Genomic DNA, 16,575 nt, shown 5'->3' on the forward strand with positions numbered 1-16,575 from the left:
GAGCCCTCGGTCAGAGGTCTTGCCGGACGAGGCGCCCCAGCGCCAGCTGGGCCAGCGGCCGGTAGCCGAGCACGACGACCGGCGGCCCGTCGATGACGAGGCCGGTCGAGCAGCCGCCCGGAGCCGGCCGGACGGTGTGCTCGAGGGTGGCCCGCACCGGGCCGTACCGCACGTGCCAGCGCCACTCCATCGCCTCGGCGTCCACGTCGAGCACCTCGAACGGCACGCGCACGCCGAGCGGTCCGACGACGAGCCCCGTCAGCCCGGTCGCGAGCGTCGGCGAGGCCGCGATGACGTCGGAGATCTGCGGTGACCAGGTCTTCCAGAGCGAGAGCGTCTCGTAGCGGCTCCAGGCCAGCGCGGCATCGGCGTCACCGGTGACCGTGATCGACGACCGCACGGGGTTGCCCGGCCCCTCAGGCCTCGTCGGCGGGCGCCGGCCCGTCGACGTTGACCGTCGGGGTGCCCGACCCGCAGCGCACGATGACGGCCCGCGAGGTGCCGTCGCCCGGGTTCGACTCGCGGTGCACGGCCCCCGCCGGGACGCGCAGGAAGTCACCCGGCCCGGCCTCGGCGACGACCGACCCGCCCGGCCCGGACTCGAGCCGCATCCGGCCCGACACGACGTAGAGCGTCGTGTCGTGGTCGCCGTGGTGGTGCCACCCGGAGACGGCGCCGGCCTCGGTGTCGACGGTGCCCGACCACATCGTCTCGGTCTGCAGGGCGACCTGCCGGCTCATCCCCGGCGTCGGGTCGGCGGGGCTGAGCGCGTCGCCCGGCACGACGGTGCACGGCTGCGCCGCGGTCGACGGCTGGGCTGGGTCCGGGTGCTGCGTCATGGACCCATCAAAGCGCGTTCGACGGGCGAGCGGGAGGTCGTCACGGGCCGCGCTCTTTGGCAGGGTGGGTCGCATGAGGACCGACCACTTCATCCTTTTCGAGCACGTCGACTCCGTCGAGCAGACCGAGCGCGGGCTGCTCGCCCGCCTGCACGGCGAGCTGCTCCGGGTGGAGCCCGTCCGCCCCGACGTCGTGCGCCTCCAGCTGAGCCGCGGGGGAGCGTTCGACGAGCAGCCGACGTATGCCGTGTGCGTCGACCCGCTCGGCCCCGACGGTGGCGAGGGGGTGGCCTGGCAGGCGCAGGAGTCGGACGGCGCGTGGAAGCTGGTGACGGACGAGCTGGTCGTGACGCTGTGGCTCGACCCGTTCCGGGTCGACGTGCACCGCACCGACGGCTCCGTGGTGCTCGAGTCGGCGGCCGACGCCGAGGGCCGCTACTGGACCTACGCCACCCTCAACGACGCGTGGACGACGCGGCGGCGCATCGGGCGTCACGACGCGATCTACGGCCTCGGCGAGAAGGGCGGCCGGCACAACCGGCGCGGGCGCGATTTCACGCTGTGGAACACCGACGTCCTCAACGAGCACTCGACGGCCGAATTCCGCGCCGGCCTCGACCCGGACGACCCGCGCGCCGACATGTCGAGCACCGAGTTCGACCCGTACTACGTCAGCATCCCGTTCTTCTACCGGCGCGACGCCGAGACCGGGGCGGCGATGGGCTCGTTCGTCGACAACGGCTACCGCGGGTCCTACGAGTTCAGCGGCGACGACGAGTACCGCGTCTCCTTCCACGGCGGCCAGTGGACGGAGTACGTCTTCGCCGGGCCGTCGATGGCGAGCATCCTCGAGCGCTACACGTGGCTGACCGGGCGGGCGTCGCTGCCGCCGATCTGGTCGCTCGGCTACCACCACTGCCGCTGGCACGCCTACAAGCAGCAGGACATCGAGGTCATCGCCAGGCGCTACCGCGACGACGAGTTCCCGTGCGACGCGATCTGGCTCGACATCGACTACATGGACGGCTACCGCGTCTTCACGTGGGACTCGGAGCGCTACCCCGACCCGGCCGGGATGCTCAAGGGCCTGGCCAACCAGGGCTTCCGGACCATCTCGATCGTCGACCCGGGCGTCAAGCACGACCCGGGCTACGAGGTCTACGACGACGGCCTCGCCAAGGACGTCTTCTGCCGCACCGAGGGCGGCGACACCTACATCGGGCAGGTCTGGCCGGGCAACACCGCCTTCCCGGACTTCGCCACCCCGGAGGCGCGGGCGTGGTGGGGCGACCTCAACGCCAAGCACGTCGAGTCGGGTCTGGCCGGCATCTGGAACGACATGAACGAGCCGGCGACGGGCGAGATCCCTCCGGAGCGGATGCTCTTCGACAAGGGCCGCGCCTCGCACGAGCGCTACCACAACCAGTACGCGCTGCTCATGGCGATGGGCACGATCGAGGGCCTGCGCGCGGCCCGGCCCGAGGCGCGCACGTTCATCCTGTCGCGGGCGGGCTTCGCCGGCATCCAGCGCTACGCCGCGAACTGGATGGGCGACAACCAGGCCCGCTGGGACCACCTGTGGGTCAGCATGCCGATGGCGTGCGGCTTCGGCCTGTCGGGCCAGCCGTTCGTCGGCGCCGACATCGGCGGCTTCCAGGGCGACACCAACCCGGAGCTGTTCCTGCGCTGGTTCCAAATGGGGGTGCTCACGCCGTTCTGCCGCAACCACTCCGAGACGGGCAACATCGACCAGTACCCGTGGTCGTTCGGCCCCGAGATCCACGAGCTGACCCGGCAGGCGGTGGGCCTGCGCTACCGGCTCATGCCCTACATCTACTCGGCCTTCGTGCGGGCGTCCGAGACGGGCGAGCCGGTCCAGCGGCCGCTGGTGCTCGACTTCCAGGACGACCCGCAGGTCGTCGACGTCGACGACCAGTACCTCTTCGGCCGCGACCTGCTCGTCGCCCCCGTCACCGAGGCCGGGATGACGTCCCGCTCGGTCTACCTGCCCGCCGGCGACTGGTACGACTGGTACACCGGCCAGCTGCACCCGGGTGGCCAGCGGATCACGGTGGAGACGCCGCGCGAGCGCATCCCTCTCTTCGCCCGCGCCGGCGCCGGGATCCCGATGTGGACCGAGGTCCCCGCGTCGACCGACGGCTACCGGCCCGAGAGCATCGAGCTGCACGTCTTCGACCCGGTCGTCGACGGCCGCTGGGAGTCGCTCCTCGTCGAGGACGACGGCCTCACGGTCACGCACGACGACGCTGCCGGTGAGCCCGAGCGGCTCACGACGCGCGTCGTCGTGACGCGCTCCGGCGGCGAGGTGTCCGTCGAGCACGAGACCTCGGGACGGGGGTATGCCGGCCACGCGCGGACCCGCTTCGACGTCGTGCGCCACGCGCCCGAGTGAGCGGGCTGCGGTAGACGGTGCTGCGCTGGGTGCGCGGGTGACCCGGGGAGGCAGCGAACGGCATACGCCCTCTCCGGGTATGCGGCGTGTGCCGCTCGAGCGCCTCTTGAGCGGGTGACCCCCGAGCGGAAGACTGCGATGCATGGCTGACACGGCGAAGGACGAGCAGGGCCAGCAGGGCGAGAGCCTCCTCACCGTGATCGTCGCGTTGGTCGCCAACGCGCTCATCGCTCTGGCGAAGTCGATCGTCGCGGTCATCACCGGGTCGGCCTCGATGGTCGCGGAGGCGGCGCACTCGTGGGCGGACGCGGGCAACGAGATCTTCCTGCTCATCGCCGAGCGGCGCGCCGGCAAGCCGCGGGACGCGTCGCACCCGTTCGGCTACGGGCGCGAGGCGTACGTGTGGTCGATGTTCGCGGCGTTCGGGCTCTTCGGGGCCGGCGCCGTCGTGTCGGTGTGGCACGGGATCACGGCGCTCACCCACGAGGAGGGCGAGACGTCGTACTTCTGGGCGTACGTCGTGCTCGGCGTCGCCTTCGTGCTCGAGGGGGTGTCGTTCTTCCAGGCGTCGCGGCAGACCCGGGCGGAGGCGCGCCGGCGGGGGCTGCACCCGCTGCGGTTCGTCGCCAACACCTCGAACCCGACGCTGCGGGCGGTCTTCGCCGAGGACGCCGCCGCGCTGGTCGGTCTGGTGATCGCGGGGCTCGGCATCTTCCTGCACCAGGTGACCGGGAACGCGGTCTACGACGCGGCCGGCTCGATCCTCGTCGGGCTGCTGCTCGGGGTGGTGGCGATCTTCCTCATCGGGCGCAACCGCGACTTCCTCGTGGGGCAGGCCGTGCGGCCGGAGCTGTGGCGGCAGGCGTACGACGACCTGCAGGGCAGCGGCGAGGTCGAGCGGGTGACGTTCCTGCACCTCGAGTTCGTGGGACCGGGCCGGGTGTTCCTCGTGGCGGCGGTGGACCTCACCGGCGACGACACGGAGACGACGGTCGCGAACCGGCTGGCCGCGCTCGGGCACGGGATCGAGGAGCGCGAGCTCGTCGAGCTGGCGATGATCACGCTGTCGAGGACGGACGCCCCGGCCCTCGACCCGGACGAGGTCGCCGCGCTGGCGACCTGAACGTCGTCGCCCTTCGGGGCCGAGCAACTTTCCTGTCGCCAGGCTTCCGCCGCGCGGGACCTCGGGTTCGAGCTGCTCAGGTCACCAGTCTTCGGCGGTCTTGCGTTCGGCGAGGCGGTCGTCCGCCTCGCCGGGGCCGACGAAGTCGCACGAGCCCTCGTGGCCGTGGTGCTTGATGCACATGGACCCCGTCGGCAGGTGCACCTGTGCGCACGCACCCTGCAGCGCGGCGTCCTCGTCGACAGAGGCGTTGTGGAGCTCGGACGCCGTCTGGCTACTGGAGTCGGAGGCGGTCGTGCCGGGTGAGAGGGAATCCATCGCAGCAGTCCAGCTAACTCCCCTCGCGGGCGAGGGGGCATGTGCCCCGAGGTGAGGCTGTGCCCACCGTAGCCCGGATCGTCCGGGTCGGAGCGGGTTGCCTGGCTTGCATGGTGCTAGAGGTCGGCCATCTGTCGAACGTACGTCGACCACCGACAGTGCTGTGCCGACGGATAGACGCCACGATCAACCCGGAAAAAGCCAAGCGCGCAGCAACGCTCATTTCCGATCAGTTCTGTGCAACAGTGCAAGCGTGCGTTACGCGCGGCATCGTGCAATCACGGATGTGCTACGAGACGGAGCGGTCTCGGTGCAGGACCTTGTCGCGCGCTTCGGGGTGTCCCCGGCCACCATCCGGCGTGACCTCGCCGAGCTGTCGGATGCCGGTCTCGTCATGCGTGTCCACGGCGGCGCAGCGCCGCTGACGGACGTCGAGATCGACCGCCCGTACGAGGTGGTCGCCGACGAGTCGGCTGCCGAGAAGCGAGCCATCGCCAGGCGTGCGGCCGCGCTCGTGCGCGACGGCGACACAGTCCTCCTCGACATCGGCACGACGACCGGTGCGCTGGCGCGCGAGCTGAGGGGCCGGTCGATCACCGTCATCACGCCCAGCCTCGCCGTGCTCGACATCCTGAGAGCGGACCCGGTGGTCGACCTCGTCCTCGTCGGCGGATCGGTACGCCGGGCGTACCACTCCCTCGTCGGACCGCTCACGGAGGAGGCGCTCAGGCGCGTCCACGCCGCGACCGTCTTCCTGGGGACCAGCGGGATCGACCCGCACGGCTGGATCCTCGACACGACGTCGGTCGAGGTGCCCACCAAGCGGCTGCTGCTCGACGTGGGCGGACGCGTCGTCCTCCTCGCCGACCACACGAAGTTCCCGGGGCAGGGGTCCATCCGGGTCTGCGACCTCTCCGCTGTCTCGACCCTGATCACCACCACGCCCGAGGACCACCCGACCCTTCAACTCGCCCGGTCGCGCGGCACCGAGGTGCTCATCGCCTGAACGTCGCCTGAAACACCACCTCTGACCCACCAGAGAAGGAGCCGATCGATGAATCCCACGACACCACGAGCGTCCGCAGCCGGCCCGCGCACGGCGTACTCCGCAGCTCACCGCACTTCCCGGCGGACGGTCCTGGCCGTCCTCGTGTCGAGCCTGGCCATCGTCGGCGCGGCAGCCTGCGACCGCTCCTCCACCGCGAGCAGCCCGTCGCAGAACGCCGGCGCCAAGGACGTGACGCTGACGATCACCTCGAACTCGATCGCCGGCGGCAAGAACGCGGACGAGGCCGACTGGTACGCCAACTACGTCATCCCCCAGTTCACCAAGCAGCAGAAGGCCAAGGGCGTCAACGTCAAGGTCACCTTCCAGCCGTCCGGTGTGGACGACGAGCAGTACAAGACCAAGGTCGCCCTCGACCTCAAGAGCCGCGCGGGCGCGGACGTCATGGCGCTGGACGGCATCTGGGTCGGTGAGTTCGCCCAAGCCGGCTACCTCAAGCCGCTCAGCGACGTCGCGGGGGCGAACGTCACGTCGTGGGAGGGCTGGTCGCAGATTCCCAAGGCCGTGCAGGCGAACGTGTCCTTCGAGGACAAGGTCTACGGCATCCCGGCCGGCACCGACGGCCGCGTCCTCTACTTCAACAAGAAGCTCTTCGCCCAGGCGGGGCTGCCCGCCGACTGGCAGCCCAAGTCGTGGCAGGACATCGTCGACGCCGGTGCCAAGCTCAAGTCGATCCAGGGCGTCGACCCGGTCCAGATCAATGCCGGTACCGCGATGGGTGAGGCCACGACGATGCAGGGCGTGCTGCCGCTGCTCGCCGGGGCCGGCGCCGAGATCTACTCCGACGGCAAGTGGCAGGGCGACACCAAGGCCGTCCGGGAGGTCCTGACCTTCTACAAGCAGCTGCTCGACCAGGGTCTGGAGGACAAGAACTTCCAGCAGGCCGCCAAGGGACGGGACCAGTCCTTCGCGGCCTTCGCCGACGGCAAGGTCGGCATCCTCCTCGAGGGCGACTACTTCTGGCGCTCGGTCATCAACCCCGACAAGGGCGATGACCCGATGGCCTCGCGCAACACGGACGTCGGGTGGGCCTTCATCCCGGCTCGTGAGCCGGGAAGCGGGGTCGGCGGCACCGACCAGGTCTCGATGTCCGGCGGTGGCGGCTACTTCCTCAACCCCAACACCAAGTTCCCCCAGCAGGCCTGGGAGCTCATGCAGTTCATCGGCTCGGCCGACGCGATCAACGCCCTCCTGCACGGCTCGGCCAAGGTGACGGCCCGCCAGGACGTCAACGCGAAGGTGCTGGCCAAGGACCCGCTGCTGTCGTTCATCTCCGAGAAGGTGCTGCCGGTCACGCACTACCGCCCGGGCCTGGCCGTCTACCCGCAGGTCTCCCAGGCGCTGCAGCAGGCGACGGCCGACATCGTCTCCGGCAAGAGCGTGGAGGAGGCGGCCAAGGCGTACGGCGCAGCGGTCGAGAAGGCCGTCGGCGGAGCGGACAAGGTGGCCTCCTCATGAGGATCATCGGGTGCCCGCCTCGGCTGGGGGAGGCGGGCACCCGGTGACCACGTCGCTCTCCTCCGGCTCGGGCGCGTCGTCCGAGGCGGCCCTGTCCTCGGACGCGCTCCCCGCAGGGAGGGCGCCGCGCCCGCCGGGACCGCGGCGCTCGGCCACGAGCGGTGACGCGGCGGGCCTCGGACGCCACCGCGCCGCCCTGTTCGTCGCGCCCGCGCTGATCCTCGTGGTGGCCTTCCTCGTGGTGCCGGCGGTCTGGACGGTCTACCTCGGCGCGACCGACTACCGCCTGACCGGCCTGCAGGCGGCATCGCCGCAGCTGGTGGGACTGGACAACTTCCGCGAGGCGATCGCCGACCCGGACTTCCGCAACTCGCTGTGGCTGACGATGCTCTTCGTCCTCGGGTCGGCGGTCATCGGCCAGACCTGCGCCGGCTTCGCGCTGGCCTGGACGATGCGCAGCGTCCCGAAGCTGGTGCGGGCCGGCATCGAGACCCTCGTGCTGCTGGCGTGGATCCTGCCGAGCTCGATCGTCGCGTTCCTCTGGGTCGCCTACCTGTCCGGCCAGGGCGGCACGCTCAACGCCCTGCTGCACACGCCGGGGACCGAGTGGCTGCTCGAGCACCCGATGGGCTCGATCATCGTCTTCAACACCTGGCGTGGCACGGCCTTCTCGATGCTGCTCTTCTCCGCCGCGCTCGGGGCGGTGCCGCCCTCGCAGCTGGAGTCCGCGCGCCTGGCCGGGGCCGGCACGTTCGCCCAGCTGCGCGACGTGGTCCTGCCGCACATCCGCGGCCACGTGCTGACCAACACCCTGCTGATCAGCCTCTGGACGTTCAACGACTTCTCGCCCTACCTGCTGACCGCCGGTGGGCCGAACCACGAGAGCGAGACGCTGCCCGTCTTCATCTACAACAAGGCCCTCTACGGCGGCCAGCTCGGCTACGGCTCGGCCATCTCGTTCATCATGCTCGTCATCAACCTCGTCATCGCGCTGTTCTACGTCCGCCTGCTCCGGGAGCGCCGATGAGCACCCGCACCCTGCAGAGACTCCAGGGCCCCCCGCGCCCGCGGAGGCCCAGGAGCGCCCGGTCCGTCGTCGGTCGCCTCGCGCTCGTGGCGTTCCTCGCCGTCGTCATCGCCTTCTGGGCGCTCCCGATGCTGTGGCTCGTCACCGCCCCGTTCGACTCGAGGCCGGGGCTCAACGTCAGCTGGCCCGACTGGACGCTGGACAACTTCCGCAAGCTCTCGGAGAACCCGTACGCCTTCTCCTCCCTCGAGAACTCCGTCTACCTGGCGGTGGGCACGATGCTCGGGGTGACAGCGCTCGCGGCGCTCGCGGCATACGCCCTCTCGCGGGTGCGCATCCCGGGCCGCAACGGGATCCTCTACGGGCTGCTGCTGCTCAGCTCGATCGTCACCGGGACCGCGGCGATGGTGCCGATCTTCCAGCTGATGTTCCAGCTCAACCTCATCGACGACCGCTCCGGCGTGGTGCTCGTGCTGACCGGTGGCCTGCTGCCGGCGGCGATCTTCATCCTCAAGGACTTCATGGACGGCACGCCCAAGTCGTACGAGGAGAGCGCACGCGTGTTCGGGGCGAGCCCCACCCAGGTGCTGCGCCACGTCGTGCTGCCGGTCGTGCGCCCGGGTCTCGCGACGATCGCGGTGTGGGCGCTCGTCAACGTGTGGAGCGACTTCCTGACCTCCTACATCCTGCTGCGCGACCCGGCGAAGATCCCGGCCGGTGTCGTGATGTACACGTTCTACTCCGAGGGCGGGCAGGCGAATCTCCCTCTCATCTCGGCGTTCTCGCTCGTCTACGCGCTGCCGGTGGTGGCGCTCTACCTGTTCGTCAGCCGGCGCTACGGGTTCCGGTTCCACGGAGGGATCAAGAGCTGATGGCCAGCATCCGCATCGACGCCCTGAGCAAGGTCTACCCGGGAGACGTGACCGCCATCGACGGCCTGGACCTGACGATCGAGGACGGGTCGTTCTTCGCCCTGCTCGGCCCGTCGGGGTGCGGCAAGACGACGCTGCTGCGCACCATCGCCGGCCTCGAGGACGCGACGGGCGGGAGCATCGGCATCGGCGACCGCGACGTCACCTCGCTCTCCCCTGGGGATCGCAACGTGGCGATGGTCTTCCAGGACTACGCCCTCTTCCCGCACATGTCGGTGACCGACAACATCGCCTACCCGCTGCGGATCAAGAAGGTCCCGCGGACCGAACGCACCGCCAAGGCGACCGAGACGGGTGACGGCCTGGGCCTCTCGGGGCTGATGGACCGGCGGCCGGGCGAGCTCTCGGGCGGCCAGCAGCAGCGGGTGGCGCTGGCGCGGGCGATGGCGTGCCAGCCGAGCGTCTTCCTGCTCGACGAGCCGCTGTCCAACCTCGACGCCCGGCTGCGGCTCGAGGCGCGCACCTTCCTCAAGCGGCTGCAGCGCGACCTCGGCGTCACGACGGTCTTCGTCACGCACGACCAGAGCGAGGCGCTCGCGATGGCCGACCAGATCGCCGTCATGGAGGCCGGGCGGATCCGGCAGCTCGGCACGCCGTCGGAGATCTTCCGTCGCCCGGCCAACACGTTCGTCGCCAACTTCATCGGGTCCACGCCGATGAACATGCTCGTGGGCAAGCTCCTCGGCGGCCGGCTGCACGTCGGCGCCCTCGAGGCGGTCGACGCCGTGGCCGCGGGCTGGGCCCCGGCCGACGCGCCCGACGGCGTCGTGACCGTGGCCTTCCGGCCGGAGTACGCCCGGACGGACGCCGACGGGCCGCTCGTCTTCGAGGGGGAGGTGGAGACCTCCGAGAACCTCGGCGCCAGCGTCCTCGTCACCGCGCAAACGAGGGACGGCCAGCGGGTGCAGGCGGTCGTCCCCGAGGGGGCGGAGCCGGAGGCCGGCGCCGCGGTGCGCGTGGCCCCCGTCGCGGGGCGGGTGCTCGTCTACGACGAGGAGGGTGAGCTGCTCTCGCCATGACCTCCGTGACCTCCACGACCCTGCTGCACCTGGTTCAGCAGTGGCGCCCGGCCGACCGGGCGGAGCAGCAGATCCGCGCGCTCTCCTTCGACGTACCGCGCGAGGTCGGCGCCATCCAGGTCGAGCTTGCGTATGCCGCCCAGCCGGGTTGCGTGCTCGACCTCGGTCTCGAGGGGCCGCAGGGATACGTGGGGTGGTCGGGCGGGGCACGTAGCCGCGTCGTCGTCTCTCAGGGGTGGGCGACGCCGGGCTACGTGCCCCAGCCGGTCGAGGCCGGGACGTGGTCGGTGCTCATCGGGCTGCACCGGGTCCCCGCGGAGGGCGTGACGATGGAGGTCACGGTGTCGGTGGTCGGTGGCTCGGTGGTCGAGGAGCACCGGCGGGCCGAGCCGGAGGAGCCGCCGCCGGCCGACGCAGGAACAGGCGGCTCCCAGGTGCGGCGGGCGTCAGCGGGACGCGCCGAGCTGCCGTCGGTGGACGGGATGGCCTGGCTGGCCGGCGACTTCCACTCCCACACCGTCCACTCCGACGGGTCGCTGCCCGTCGGCGGTCTCGCCGCCCTGGCCGCGTCGCGCGGCCTCGACTTCCTCGCGGTGACCGACCACAACACGACGAGCCACCACCCCCACCTGCCCACGGCGGGGCGCCGGCACGGCATCGTGCTCGTCCCGGGCCAGGAGGTGACCCGGGACGTGGGGCACGCGAACGTCCTCGGCGACGTCGGCCTCGTCGACTTCCGCAGCCCGCCCGAGACCTGGGGCGAGCGGGCGAGGGCGCGCGGCGGGGTCATGTCGGTCAACCACCCGCTCGGAGGCGACTGCGCCTGGCTGCTGCCGGTGGACTCGCCGCCGGTGGCCGAGGTGTGGCACTCGTCCTGGGCGCAGGTGCCGACGTGGGGAGCGCCGCTGGCGTGGTGGCTGCTCACCCCGGAAACGGTCCCGATCGGCGGCAGCGACTTCCACCGGCACGGCTGCGACGACCTGCCCGGCTCGCCGACGACGTGGGTGCTCGCCGAGGGCGACGACGTCGTGGGGGCGGTGCGCGCCGGGCGCACGGCGGTCAGTGCCGGCGTGGACGGACCGCTGCTGCTGCGCGACGGGGACCGGCTGGTGGCGCTGGACGCCGAGGGGCTGATGCTGACCGGTCCCGGGCAGCCGCGCCGACGCATCATCGGGGACCGCGTCTCGGTGGCTGCGGAGCCGGGCCCGCGCTGGCTCGAGGACGACAGCCGCGTGGTGCACGCCCTCTGCCGCTGAGGCTCCGGCGTCACGCACGGTCGCCCACGCGGGCCGCGGTAGCGGCCGCGCGCCCACTCAGCGTGTCAGCGGCGCGGCCACGTCGACGCGTACGGCGGCGATCTCCCACGGCCGCAGCGGGATCCGGGCCGCGCCCTCTGCGGTGGGCAGCTGCTCGAGCTCGCGGCCGAGACCGTCGACGCGGGCAGCGGACCGGACCGGCACGGCGTCGGAGCCGAGCGCTGCGACGGTCGGCTGGTCGGAGGTGTTGACGAGACGCACCTCGACGGCCGTGTCGGTGTCAGAACGGCGCCGCAGCGACACGAGCTGGACGCCGGCCCCGACGAGGCTGAGGCCCTCGACCGACGGCAGCGGCCCACCCGCGGCTCCCGCCCCGCGGGTCACGACGACGGGGTGCAGGTAGGCCTCGGCCGCCTCCGCGACCTCCGCCGCGGCCCACGAGCCCCGGTGCGGCATCACGGCCAGCGACAGGTGGCAGGGGCCGACCGCCTGCGCGTCAGGCGTCGGCAGCTGGGGGCCGGCCGGCTCGCTCCGGTAGGGGTGGACGTTGCGGCTGAGGTAGCCGATCGAGCGCAGCGCCGTCACGGCGATCTCGGTGCCGCCGTCCGGGGAGTCGACGACCTCGTACTCGACCGTCCGGCCCAGGAGGACCGCGACTCCGCCGGCGTCGACGAAGCGCTCAGCGGGGAAGGTCGGGATCGGGTACTCGCCGACCGGACCGGCCTCGGCAGTGCGGCCGCGCTGCACGACGGCGAGCTGGCCCTGGGCGTGCGACACGGTGGCCGGCTCGGCGGTCGGCACGTGGAGCCGCAGCCGGTGGTCGCGGGTGACGTTGAGCCAGTCGAGCCGCAGCCGGACGAAGGGCTCGCCGGCGCGCAGCTCGACGTGCATGGACACCGCGGTGGGCTCGGTCGTGTGGGAGCGGCCGGCGAGGCTGCTCGCAGTCGGCAGCTCGTAGCGGCGGTCGACGCGCAGCGCCCCGGTGACGGGACCCTCGCTGCCGAGGGGCGCCACCGACACCGCCGTCGGCGTGCTGACGAGGACATCCCCCGACGGCGGGGCGTAGTTGTAGGAGTCGCCGGGGTCACCGCCGTCCACCAGCCGCCCCACCCCGCGGAGGGTGACGCCGTCGGCCGTGACGGTCAGCGTGCCGTCGTCGTCGACGCGGACCTGCAACAGACCGTTGTCGAGGACGCGTTCGCCCTGGCGTATGCCGGGTCGCCCGGTCGCGCTCGCCGGCCCGGCCGCGTCCGCGGGTGCGGTCGGAGCCGTCGGGGTCGTCGCGGTCAGCTGCGCGACGCGGACCGAGGTCCAGCCGAGTGGCGGGACGGGCACGGCGGCGGCCAGGCGCCGCCGCGGCTCGTCCGCGGTGACGACCTTCCACATCGCACCCGGCCCATCGGTCTCCGCAGCCTCGGCGGCTTCCTGCAGGCGGGCCTCGGCGGCGATGGCGTCGAAGTCGGGGTCGCCGTGGTCGGCGAGCCGGAAGGTCACGCGACGTCCGGGGGCATCGATCTCGATGTCGCGGACCTGCAGCCCGAAGAGCTCGCGGTCGTGGACGCGGTGCATGAGCCGGGGCAGGTCCGCGGACCGGACCGCTTCGCGGGCCAGCTGCGTCGCCGGCCGGGAGATCTCCTGGGCCGCCACCAGCCGGCCGCCGGGCAGCTCGAAGCCGACCGCGCCCCAGTGCTCGGGCACCGGCACCGTCACGTCGACGACGTCGTCGCGCTCGGTCGGGAGCGGGTTGGCGACGACGAGCGAGCCGGCCGGGGCGGTGGCCGCTGCCAGCGTGAGGGCGCGGTCGCGCACGGCCTGGGCGGCGTGCTCTCCCTCCTGCAGCCGGGCGAGGACCTGGACGGCCGTCTCGTCGACGCCGCAGCCGGTGACCGAGTCGTGGCAGGAGGAGTCGATGACCCGCCGCCACGCCATCGAGAGGTAGTGGGAGGGCAGGGTGGGCAGGTAGAGGGCGGCGAAGGGCTCGGCCCAACGCGTCAGCAGGCGCTCGGTGCGGGCCATAGCCTCCTTCAGCTGCCAGCGCACCGACAGCACGCCGGGCAGGATGTTGGCGCGGCCGTGGCTGCGCAGCTCGCCGTCGACCGTGCGCAGCTGCTCCTGCGGTGTGCGGGGCTCGGCGAGGTACTCGCTTAGGGTGGCGACGGTGACCCGCGGGCCGGCCTCGACCGCCTGCAGCTCCGCGACCTCGGCCATGAGGGAGGGGAGGGGTGCGGCGTGGTCGGTGCCGTACATCGCGAGGAAGTCGGCGGCATACGCACTCGACTGGGTGCGCAGGCGCGCCTCGAGACGGGCGCCGGCGGCTCCGCTGCCGAAGACGTCGGCGGCGTTGCCGTAGCTGTTGGCGAGGAACTCGGTGCGGATGCCGGTGCCGTCGGGGGAGCGCCACCAGAACTCGTGGTGGTCGACCTCGGCGGGGACGCCGCGGTAGACGACGGCCTGCTCGATGCCGACGTGGCGCAGGATCTGCGGCATCTGGGCACAGTGGCCGAACATGTCGGGGAGGTAGCCGATCGGCATGACCGGCCCGAGGCGGCAGGCGTCGGCCATCCCGACCTCGAGGTTGCGGATCATCGTCTCGCCGGAGCAGAGGAACTCGTCCATGAGGACGCGCCACGGGCCGATGGCGAGCTGCCCGCGGGCGACGAGGGCGCGCACGCGCTCGGTCTGCTCGGGCCGCACCTCGAGGTAGTCGTTGACCGCGGCCATCTGGCCGTCCATGGTGAAGCGGAAGTCGGGCTCGGCCTCGGCGCGGGCGACGACGTCGTCCATCAGGTCGACGAGCCGGAGGCGGAAGCGCTGGAACGGCTCGTACCACTCCCGGTCCCAGTGCGTGTGGGGGACGAGCCACACCGTCGTGGTCATGGCTCACGATCCTGTCAGCCCGGGACTCGGTGCGGGGGCTACGACCTCACCCTTCCGCGACGCTCCGAAAAGTGCTATCCCGGTGCTATCACTTTCTTTGTCCAGGAGGGGTCATGAGCTCCGTTCCCGTCGGTCACCAGGGTGCGCGCGTCGACATCACGCAGCGTCCCGCGCTCGCTCTCAACGGCTGGTTCGGCGTCATCGTCGTCGCCGTCTGCGCGGCCGCCATCGCCTACCTCGTCACGCACGGCACCGGGTGGCTCTGGCTGCCGATCCTCGTGGCCGCGCTCGTGCTCAGCGCGCTCGTCGTCGTGCCGCCGGGGCAGACGCAGGTCGTGCAGTTCTTCGGCCGCTACGTCGGCACGGTGAGCCGCTCCGGCTTCTGGTGGGTGCTGCCGCTGACGATCCGGCGCCAGGTCAGCATCCGCGTGCGCAACTTCGAGACGAACCGGCTCAAGGTCAACGACGCGGACGGCAACCCGCTCGACATCTCCGCGATCGTCGTGTGGCAGGTGGCCGACACGGCCCGCTCGACGTATGCCGTCGACGACTACGTCAACTTCGTCACCGTCCAGGCCGAGTCGGCGCTTCGGCACGTCGCCAACACGCATCCCTATGACGCCGCCGAGGGTGAGGGCACCTCGCTGCGCGGGTCCACCGACGTCGTGGCCGGCGAGCTGGCGGCCGAGGTCGCCCAGCGCGTCGCGGTGGCGGGGGTCGAGATCGTCGAAGTGCGCATCTCGCACCTGGCGTATGCGCAGGAGATCGCCCAGGCGATGCTGCGGCGCCAGCAGGCCAACGCGGTCGTCGCGGCGCGCAGCCGGATCGTCGAGGGGGCGGTCGGCATGGTCGAGATGGCGCTCGCGCGGCTCGCCGAGCACGACATCGTGGACCTCGACGAGGAGCGCAAGGCCGCGATGGTCAGCAACCTGCTCGTCGTGCTGTGCGGCGACCAGCCGCCGTCGCCGGTCGTCAACGCCGGGTCGCTCTACTCGTGAGCCGTCGCCAGGTGCTGCTCCGCCTCGACCCCGCGGTGCACGACGCGCTGGTGCGCTGGGCCGACGACGAGCTGCGCAGCGTCAACGCCCAGGCCGAGCTGGTCCTCCGGCGCGCGCTCACCGAGGCCGGACGGATGCCCAAGCACGCCGGCCCGCTGCCCCGGAGGGGCCGTCCTCGCCGTTCGACGGAGGACGCGGGGGCGGGCGACTGACGCCGACTCCTCAGACGAGCGAGCGGATCGAGCCGCGGCCCTGCAGCGGCATGTCGACGAGGTGCTCGCCGGTCGCCGCCTCCGGGTCCAGCAGCAGCTCCAGGGCCTGCCGCCCCATCTCCTGGTAGGGCAGCCGCGCGGTCGTGAGCCCCGGCCGCAGGTAGGAGGCGAGCTCGTCGTCGTCGAAGGAGGCGATGGAGACGTCGTCGGGCACGCGCAGCCCGCGCTCGGTCAGCGCCTGGTGGGCGCCGAACGCGACGCGGTCGTTGAGGCAGAGCAGCCCGGTCACCGGCGCGCCGGACTCGAGGACGCGCCTGGTCGCGTCGTAGCCGTTCCACGGCTCCCACTTCTCGATGTCCTCCACGGCGACCGGCGTGACGCCCGCCTCCCGCAGCGCCCGCTCGATCCCGTCGAAGCGGCGGCTGATCGTCACCGAGACCCGCGGGTCGCTCCGCGCGACGGGTGCGTTGCCGATGATCCCGAGCCCCGCGCCGTGGCCGGCGTCGAGCAGCCGGCGGGTGACGGCATACCCGGCAGCGTCCTCGTCGGGCAGCACGGCGACGGGAACCTCGGGGTTGACGCAGTTGACGGTGACGGCGCGCATGCCGTCGGGCAGCGGCGGCAGGTCGATGAGGCGGGCGGCCAGGGCCCCGAAGACGAGCCCGTCGACCTGGCGGTCGGCCATGGCCTCCATCGCCTTGCGCAGCTGCTTGGGGTGCTGGAACGTCTCGGCGATGAGCACGCCGCGGTCGCGCTCGTCGGCCGCGTCGAGCAGCCCGCGGATCATCGCCGAGGCGAAGCGGGTGACGGTGACGTCGTCGGAGATGAAGCCGATGGTGCCCGTCGTGCCGAGCCGCAGTGAGCGGGCCTGCGCGTTGGGGCGGTAGCCGAGCTCGCTCGCGGCCGCGTGGATGCGCGCCACCGCGTCGGCCGAGAGGCGTGACCCCGGGCGGTCGTTGAGCACGAGGCTGACGGCCGTCTTCGACAGGCCGGCCCGCGCGGCGACGTCGGCGAGGGTGGGCCGCTTCGTCACGTGC

General features: G+C 72.2%; 15 protein-coding genes. 10 read left to right on the forward strand and 5 right to left on the reverse strand.

Features of this window, described 5'->3' with window-relative positions; genetic code table 11:
• Positions 1-10: 10 nt before the first annotated feature.
• Positions 11-400: an SRPBCC family protein gene (locus ABD241_RS10200; RefSeq protein ID WP_344061501.1), complete on the reverse strand. Its 390-nt coding sequence runs from the start codon at positions 398-400 to the stop codon at positions 11-13.
• A 16-nt stretch (positions 401-416) separates the two neighbouring features.
• Positions 417-839 (reverse strand): cupin domain-containing protein, encoded by a 423-nt coding sequence (locus ABD241_RS10205; RefSeq protein WP_142219779.1) that lies wholly within the window; start codon positions 837-839, stop codon positions 417-419.
• Positions 840-912: 73 nt separating this feature from the next.
• On the opposite strand from ABD241_RS10205, the gene ABD241_RS10210 reads away from it, so the two are divergent.
• Positions 913-3,252, forward strand: a complete 2,340-nt coding sequence (locus ABD241_RS10210; RefSeq protein WP_344061507.1) for a glycoside hydrolase family 31 protein — start codon at positions 913-915, stop codon at positions 3,250-3,252.
• Between the two features lie 142 nt (positions 3,253-3,394).
• The gene (locus tag ABD241_RS10215) at positions 3,395-4,375 is read left to right on the forward strand and encodes a cation diffusion facilitator family transporter (protein ID WP_344061510.1); all 981 of its coding nucleotides are present in this window, start codon (positions 3,395-3,397) and stop codon (positions 4,373-4,375) included.
• A gap of 81 nt (positions 4,376-4,456) precedes the next feature.
• Here ABD241_RS10215 and ABD241_RS10220 read toward each other — a convergent pair whose 3' ends face one another.
• Complete coding sequence (locus tag ABD241_RS10220; protein WP_344061513.1) at positions 4,457-4,693, reverse strand: hypothetical protein; 237 nt, start codon at positions 4,691-4,693, stop codon at positions 4,457-4,459.
• A 253-nt stretch (positions 4,694-4,946) separates the two neighbouring features.
• Here ABD241_RS10220 and ABD241_RS10225 point away from each other — a divergent pair, with 253 nt between their 5' ends.
• Genes ABD241_RS10225 through ABD241_RS10250 form a run of 6 tightly spaced genes read left to right on the forward strand, consistent with a single transcriptional unit; the run spans position 4,947 to position 11,451 of the window.
• The gene (locus tag ABD241_RS10225) at positions 4,947-5,699 is read left to right on the forward strand and encodes a DeoR/GlpR family DNA-binding transcription regulator (protein WP_344061516.1); all 753 of its coding nucleotides are present in this window, start codon (positions 4,947-4,949) and stop codon (positions 5,697-5,699) included.
• Positions 5,700-5,747: 48 nt separating this feature from the next.
• On the forward strand, positions 5,748-7,217 hold the full coding sequence (locus tag ABD241_RS10230) for an extracellular solute-binding protein (protein ID WP_344061519.1): 1,470 nt from the start codon (positions 5,748-5,750) through the stop codon (positions 7,215-7,217).
• A 43-nt stretch (positions 7,218-7,260) separates the two neighbouring features.
• A complete protein-coding gene (locus tag ABD241_RS10235) occupies positions 7,261-8,244 on the forward strand; it encodes a carbohydrate ABC transporter permease (protein WP_344061522.1) in 984 nt (327 codons plus the stop codon).
• Complete coding sequence (locus ABD241_RS10240) at positions 8,241-9,116, forward strand: ABC transporter permease subunit (RefSeq protein WP_344061525.1); 876 nt, start codon at positions 8,241-8,243, stop codon at positions 9,114-9,116. The genes ABD241_RS10235 and ABD241_RS10240 overlap by 4 nt, the downstream gene beginning before the upstream one ends.
• Positions 9,116-10,195 (forward strand): ABC transporter ATP-binding protein, encoded by a 1,080-nt coding sequence (locus ABD241_RS10245; protein ID WP_344061528.1) that lies wholly within the window; start codon positions 9,116-9,118, stop codon positions 10,193-10,195. The genes ABD241_RS10240 and ABD241_RS10245 overlap by 1 nt, the downstream gene beginning before the upstream one ends.
• Complete coding sequence (locus ABD241_RS10250; protein ID WP_344061531.1) at positions 10,192-11,451, forward strand: CehA/McbA family metallohydrolase; 1,260 nt, start codon at positions 10,192-10,194, stop codon at positions 11,449-11,451. The genes ABD241_RS10245 and ABD241_RS10250 overlap by 4 nt, the downstream gene beginning before the upstream one ends.
• 57 nt (positions 11,452-11,508) lie before the next feature.
• Here the strand turns inward: ABD241_RS10250 and ABD241_RS10255 are convergent, their stop codons facing one another.
• Positions 11,509-14,328 (reverse strand): glycoside hydrolase family 38 N-terminal domain-containing protein, encoded by a 2,820-nt coding sequence (locus ABD241_RS10255; protein WP_344061534.1) that lies wholly within the window; start codon positions 14,326-14,328, stop codon positions 11,509-11,511.
• A 113-nt stretch (positions 14,329-14,441) separates the two neighbouring features.
• Between ABD241_RS10255 and ABD241_RS10260 the strand changes: the two genes are divergently transcribed.
• Together ABD241_RS10260 and ABD241_RS10265 are read left to right on the forward strand one after the other, a co-directional pair.
• Entirely contained in the window at positions 14,442-15,326 is an 885-nt protein-coding gene (locus tag ABD241_RS10260) for an SPFH domain-containing protein (protein WP_344061537.1), read from the forward strand.
• Complete coding sequence (locus tag ABD241_RS10265; RefSeq protein ID WP_344061540.1) at positions 15,323-15,538, forward strand: type II toxin-antitoxin system antitoxin; 216 nt, start codon at positions 15,323-15,325, stop codon at positions 15,536-15,538. Before ABD241_RS10260 ends, ABD241_RS10265 begins: the two co-directional genes overlap by 4 nt.
• A 10-nt stretch (positions 15,539-15,548) precedes the next feature.
• Here the strand turns inward: ABD241_RS10265 and ABD241_RS10270 are convergent, their stop codons facing one another.
• Positions 15,549-16,571, reverse strand: coding sequence for a LacI family DNA-binding transcriptional regulator (locus ABD241_RS10270; protein WP_344061545.1), 1,023 nt, complete (start codon positions 16,569-16,571; stop codon positions 15,549-15,551).
• Positions 16,572-16,575 lie beyond the last annotated feature (4 nt).

Origin of the sequence: Terrabacter lapilli, assembly GCF_039531305.1 — a bacterium.
GTDB classification, from domain to species: domain Bacteria; phylum Actinomycetota; class Actinomycetes; order Actinomycetales; family Dermatophilaceae; genus Terrabacter; species Terrabacter lapilli.